The organism is Streptomyces sp. sk2.1, from assembly GCF_008120935.1.
Taxonomy (GTDB): Bacteria; Actinomycetota; Actinomycetes; order Streptomycetales; family Streptomycetaceae; genus Streptomyces.
In genome coordinates this window covers 1-4,522 of sequence record NZ_RDBO01000226.1, presented here as the reverse complement: position 1 = coordinate 4,522, position 4,522 = coordinate 1, and the positions used below count along the sequence as shown (strand labels likewise).

Sequence of the window (4,522 nt, the reverse complement as noted above, 5' to 3'; positions counted from 1 at the left end):
CCGGCGGCGCAGGCGGTGGAGGTGGTGGAGGCGCCACCGGAGGCGGCGGAGGCGCAGCGTCTCCCACCAGCCACAACAGCGGGGCCGGCGGAGGCGGAGGATCCAGCACAGGCCCCGCAGGGTCCGCCTTCCTCACCGGCGCCCGCCAGGGCGACGGCCTGGCTACCTTTGAGTGGAAGCCCTGCGCCACCGGCCAGCTGACTGTCGAGAAGACCGACAGGACGAACGGGAAGCCACTGCCGGGTGCCGTTTTCCAGGTGTGGCAGGAGACCAACAACATCGACGGACTCCAGACCACTGGCACCAACCCCGACACCAAGGTCGGCAGTGCCTGCGCCACCGACGAGCAGGGCCTGTGCACTTTCGAGGCCCTGGAGCTGGGCACCTACTACCTGGAGGAGACCGCCGTCCCCGAGGGCTACCGACTGCCCGAAAACCGCGTCAGCGGCCCGTTCGAACTGACCGGACAGAACCCCGACCACACCACCACCATCAGCAACACCCGCGGTGAGCCCTGCAAGAACTGCAAGTGACCCGAGTCGGCTCGCCCGCGGCTGCGGCCCCGTCCCCGCTCGGAGCGGCACGATCATCGGCGGTGTCCTGAGCGTGGCTTCGTATATCTCTATAAACAGCAAATGTGGACGGGTTTGGGAGGCGGTTGGTGCTTTTCCGCCGTCTGGATGCCGATGAGAAATGGTTCTGGCTCAAGAAGTTGAGCCAGAACCGCTACTGCTCGATAAAGCCACGCGTTCGTGGAAATCGACCGGACCATGTCCTACGCCAAACTGATCGCGAAGCTGGAGCGCTACGACGCCTACCGCAACGCCCCGCCCTCCGGCAGCGGCAACGCCGCCCGCGCCCCGCGCTCGCACTGGCAGGAGACGTACGTCGGACCGGACCTGGAGCGGCCCCTCCCGCCGGTGCTGTTCGTCTTCGCTCCGGCCTCCCGCGGCGTCGGCCACCCGCGAAGCCGTTTTCCGCGAGCGGGCCCGCCGCCTGCCGTCGACAAGCGTCGGCTACCGGATCGCCGTGGCGACCACCACCCTGCCGGTGTTCGCCAAGCACGGTGCGGCCGGACCGGTGTGGCGGATCGCCGACCGGGGAGCGGGCGAGGACCGCTTCGGCATCGACAGGCTGCCGAAGGCGCGGTGAACACGACGGGCCCGGCCGCCGCCGACCGGGCCCGCCGTCCGCCCACGGGGATCAGAACCGCAGGCGGTTCTTGAGGAAGCCACCTCCAGGGCGGGAGTTTCAGACCACGGCCGCCTCCAGCAGACCAAAATACCCAAGATTATGGGTACTTGGGCCAATATAGCCTTCTCGTTTATGAAATTTGTCCATAGGTGAACGCTTTTACGGTTCTTGGCTCGGCGGTGGTGCCCGTTTCCGGCGGCACCGCCGAGCCCGTACACCTCTGGCGCGAAGGGCGTTGGACCGGATGGCGCAGACGAAGCTCGACAGGCAGGTGGAAGAGACCGTCGAGGCCCTCGTGTTCGGGATCGGCCGGTTCCTGGCCGGGCGTCCGATGGGCGAGGTGAAGCGGACCGATGCGACGTTCTGGCGCCCGGGTACCCGCGTCCTGCCGAAGGTTGAGGGCCAGATGTCCCGGTCCTCCTACCGGCCCGGGTGGCAGCGTCTGGCCTTCCGCATCAGCGCGCTGGCCGCCGCCGGCGCGGGCGGCTTCCAGGCCGGATGGGTCCACCAGGACGCCACCGTCGCCACCGCCCAGGAGGTATGGACCGACCCGGATCCCGCGCTCGCCGCGCTGGAGCAGACCGGGATCGCCGCGGCGTCGACCGCGGCCGCCGGGATCGCCGCCTACCTCGCGCTGACCCGCAAGCGCCGCGAGTTGATGCGGGAGTGGGCGATCCCGCTGCACGAAGCCCTCGCGCTGCCGCTGTGCCTGCCGGAGCAGACCGACCCGCGCCGCCGTCCTGGACCTCGTGCGCACCGGGGAGAACTGGAGGCATGCGACAAATGAGTGAGAAGGACCTCAGTCGCGCCGTGATCACATCTGGTCCTGGTCGTGGGGCTTCTTCCGGGACAGCCTCTTCATGACCGGTTCGCCGAGAGCGAGGAGAAGCAGCCCGCCAACGATGTTGCTGAGCACGCTGCCCAGGAAGTCGCTCAAGAGGTCCAGCAGGGCGTTCGTAACCATGGTGTTCTCCCGTGTGGTTGGGGATCCAGCAGGTGGACACCCAGCATGGGGGAGTGGTCTGATTGTCCGTCTGCTCATGGCGTGAAAGCCCAGGTGAGCGGCGCGAGCGCTGGACAATGGGCCAGTCAGAGTTGGACAACTCCGGAGGGTGCGGTGGGGAAGGCAGGGCGGAGCCGCGAGTTCCACGGCTCGGACGCCGAGAAGGCTCTGGCCAGATTCCTGGTCGACGTCACCGAACGCGCCGGGCTCGGAACCGTCGCCAGACTCGCCGAGCGCTTCCCCCGCGGTGGAAGCCGCTCGACATGGGCGGACTACCTCAACGGCAAGAAAGTCATCCCCCAGAAACTGCTGGGTGAAGTGCTCCAGGAGCTGCGGAAACGGCAGCCCGACCACTGGAACAGCCAGCTCATCACCAAGGCCAACAGGCTCTGGAAGGACGCCGCGGACGGCATGACGCCGAGCGGCGATGCCGGCACCGAGCTGCTCAGCCTCCACCGAAAGCTTCACCAGACCCAGGACGCCCTGGTCAAAGTCCAAACGGTCGCCACGGACAGCGAGCGCGTCATTCACCTGCTGCTCCAGTTCTCCGGACAGCAGGAAACCCGGATCGCGACCCTCACCCATGAGGTCGGCCAGCTGCGGGACAAAGAGCGAGCGATGGCCGCCCACCACCTGGATCAGGCCAGATTCCGGCTCTCCCGCATCCAGACCGAACTGGAACGTGCGAGAAGCAACCGCTACACCGCTGAGCAGGCCCAGACCGTGCTGCTCAGGGAACGCCGCGAAGTCCTCAGAGAGATTGAGGCACTTCAGCGGAACACCCCCGTCCCGGACCAGTCGGACGGCGGAACATGGGCTCCGGCATCGCTCCCGGCCCCCGTGGCTGGGAGCGAGCTGTCCGATGAGGAGATCGACCGCGAGATGGACGAGCGGCTCAACCTCGTCCACAACCGCGGCGAAGAACGCGAGGAGCTACTGGCCGAGGTGCTGCGGCAGGCCGACATAGCCACCGGGACAGCAGAAGAAGGCCCCCGGACCGTTTCCGGAACCCTCGTCGGCGAAGGCTCCCGGTACCCGGACACCACCCCGCCTCCACCACTCGTTCCTGCCTCGCCCAAGGGCGCCGACGGATTGTCCAGGACAACCCCAGACAACACGGCTACCAGCGAGGACGCCGCCTCACCCCTACGCCGCAAGTCTCGTCGCGTGGCCGGGCTGCTGGCTGCAGCACTGCTTGCGCCCTTCCTCGTCTGGGGAACGTATGACTTCTTCCACGGCTCGGACGACTCCCAAGAAGGGCCCGGCGACACCTCAAAGGCGTTCGGGGGCCAAACCCGGCTGGTGATCGGGGCTGTGGACTACTCCTGGGACAAGGAATCCAGGGAGGCCACGATTACCGGGTACAACAGCCGTGTCAGCACCATGGCTGCCAAGGCGCTCGGAAAGGAGTTAATCCATATTCAGACGACGGTGGAGAACCGCATTTCGAAGATCAAAGCAGGAGAAGTCACTCTCGTGATTCTCCCGATCGATCGGTCTTTCGCTTCCGAGGTCGACTTCGTCGGACCATACGTCAACAGTCCCACCGCGCTGCTGACGAGAAAGGGCTCCAGGCCCCTAAGGAAGCCGTCCGAGCTCGCCGACAAGAAGGTGTGTGCTCCACGTTACAGCAGCTTAAGTAGTGCCCTCAGGGCCTTTCCTGGTGTAGACGTGACGGAGGGGACAGTCAGTGGCTGCGTGGATGCTGTCCGAGAAGGGAACGCCGATGCCGCGCTCTCAGACGCACTGACGCTCTACGGATTGGTCGGCAAGTACAAGGGCCTCACTGTCACGGGCCAGTCTCTCGTACCTGGCGATACGCACTTCGGGTTCGCCATGGTTAAGGGGCACCGGAAGGAGTGCGATCGGCTCAAGGAAGTGGTCAAGAAGTACATCGAATCGTCTCAGTGGTTTGAAGACATTAACGTCTTGCCGCAGGTCTTCCGCACAGACAACTGGAAGAAATACCGGCCGACCGGCAAGCAATTCGAAGACTCTTCCTGCCGCGACGAACTTGGCTCTGACACCCCGCCCTGATGCGAAAGACCCCAGGCGTCCACGCCAAAGGCACGACCGGCCCAGTCCTGCAGAAGACCGCCGCCCCCAGAGGCGGTGCCCATGAGCGCACCCACACCCGCCGGACCCACCCCTGAAGGGCACAGCCCCCAGCCGCTCTGACACCCCGCCCTGATGCGAAAGACCCCAGGCGTCCACGCCAAAGGCACGACCGGCCCAGTCCTGCAGAAGACCGCCGCCCCCAGAGGCGGTGCCCATGAGCGCACCCACACCCGCCGGACCCACCCCTGAAGGGCACAGCCCCCAGCC

Annotated in this window: 5 protein-coding genes; 4 read left to right on the top strand and 1 reads right to left on the bottom strand. The window is 66.4% G+C overall.

Translation table 11 applies throughout. From position 1 onward, the window contains the following. Positions 1–158: 158 nt before the first annotated feature. The 3 genes from EAO76_RS42895 (at position 159) to EAO76_RS42885 (ending at position 1,981) form a co-directional block, all read left to right on the top strand. Positions 159–533 carry a prealbumin-like fold domain-containing protein gene (locus EAO76_RS42895; RefSeq protein ID WP_316248425.1) on the top strand — a complete coding sequence of 125 codons (375 nt, stop codon included), beginning with the start codon at positions 159–161 and terminating at the stop codon, positions 531–533. Positions 534–1,029: 496 nt separating this feature from the next. Continuing rightward, positions 1,030–1,152 (top strand): hypothetical protein, encoded by a 123-nt coding sequence (locus EAO76_RS47145; protein WP_262376245.1) that lies wholly within the window; start codon positions 1,030–1,032, stop codon positions 1,150–1,152. A 286-nt stretch (positions 1,153–1,438) separates the two neighbouring features. Continuing rightward, positions 1,439–1,981, top strand: a complete 543-nt coding sequence (locus EAO76_RS42885) for a hypothetical protein (RefSeq protein ID WP_148841622.1) — start codon at positions 1,439–1,441, stop codon at positions 1,979–1,981. A gap of 27 nt (positions 1,982–2,008) precedes the next feature. Here the strand turns inward: EAO76_RS42885 and EAO76_RS45165 are convergent, their stop codons facing one another. Then, complete coding sequence (locus tag EAO76_RS45165; RefSeq protein ID WP_187439053.1) at positions 2,009–2,158, bottom strand: hypothetical protein; 150 nt, start codon at positions 2,156–2,158, stop codon at positions 2,009–2,011. A 153-nt stretch (positions 2,159–2,311) separates the two neighbouring features. Between EAO76_RS45165 and EAO76_RS42880 the strand changes: the two genes are divergently transcribed. Further along, positions 2,312–4,234: a transporter substrate-binding domain-containing protein gene (locus tag EAO76_RS42880; protein ID WP_187439052.1), complete on the top strand. Its 1,923-nt coding sequence runs from the start codon at positions 2,312–2,314 to the stop codon at positions 4,232–4,234. Positions 4,235–4,522 lie beyond the last annotated feature (288 nt).

Excerpts from the sequence above, each read along its gene's own strand:
- EAO76_RS45165 (WP_187439053.1), bottom strand. The coding sequence starts at position 2,158 with ATGGTTACGAACGCCCTGCTGGACCTCTTGAGCGACTTCCTGGGCAGC.
- EAO76_RS42885 (WP_148841622.1), top strand. The coding sequence starts at position 1,439 with ATGGCGCAGACGAAGCTCGACAGGCAGGTGGAAGAGACCGTCGAGGCC.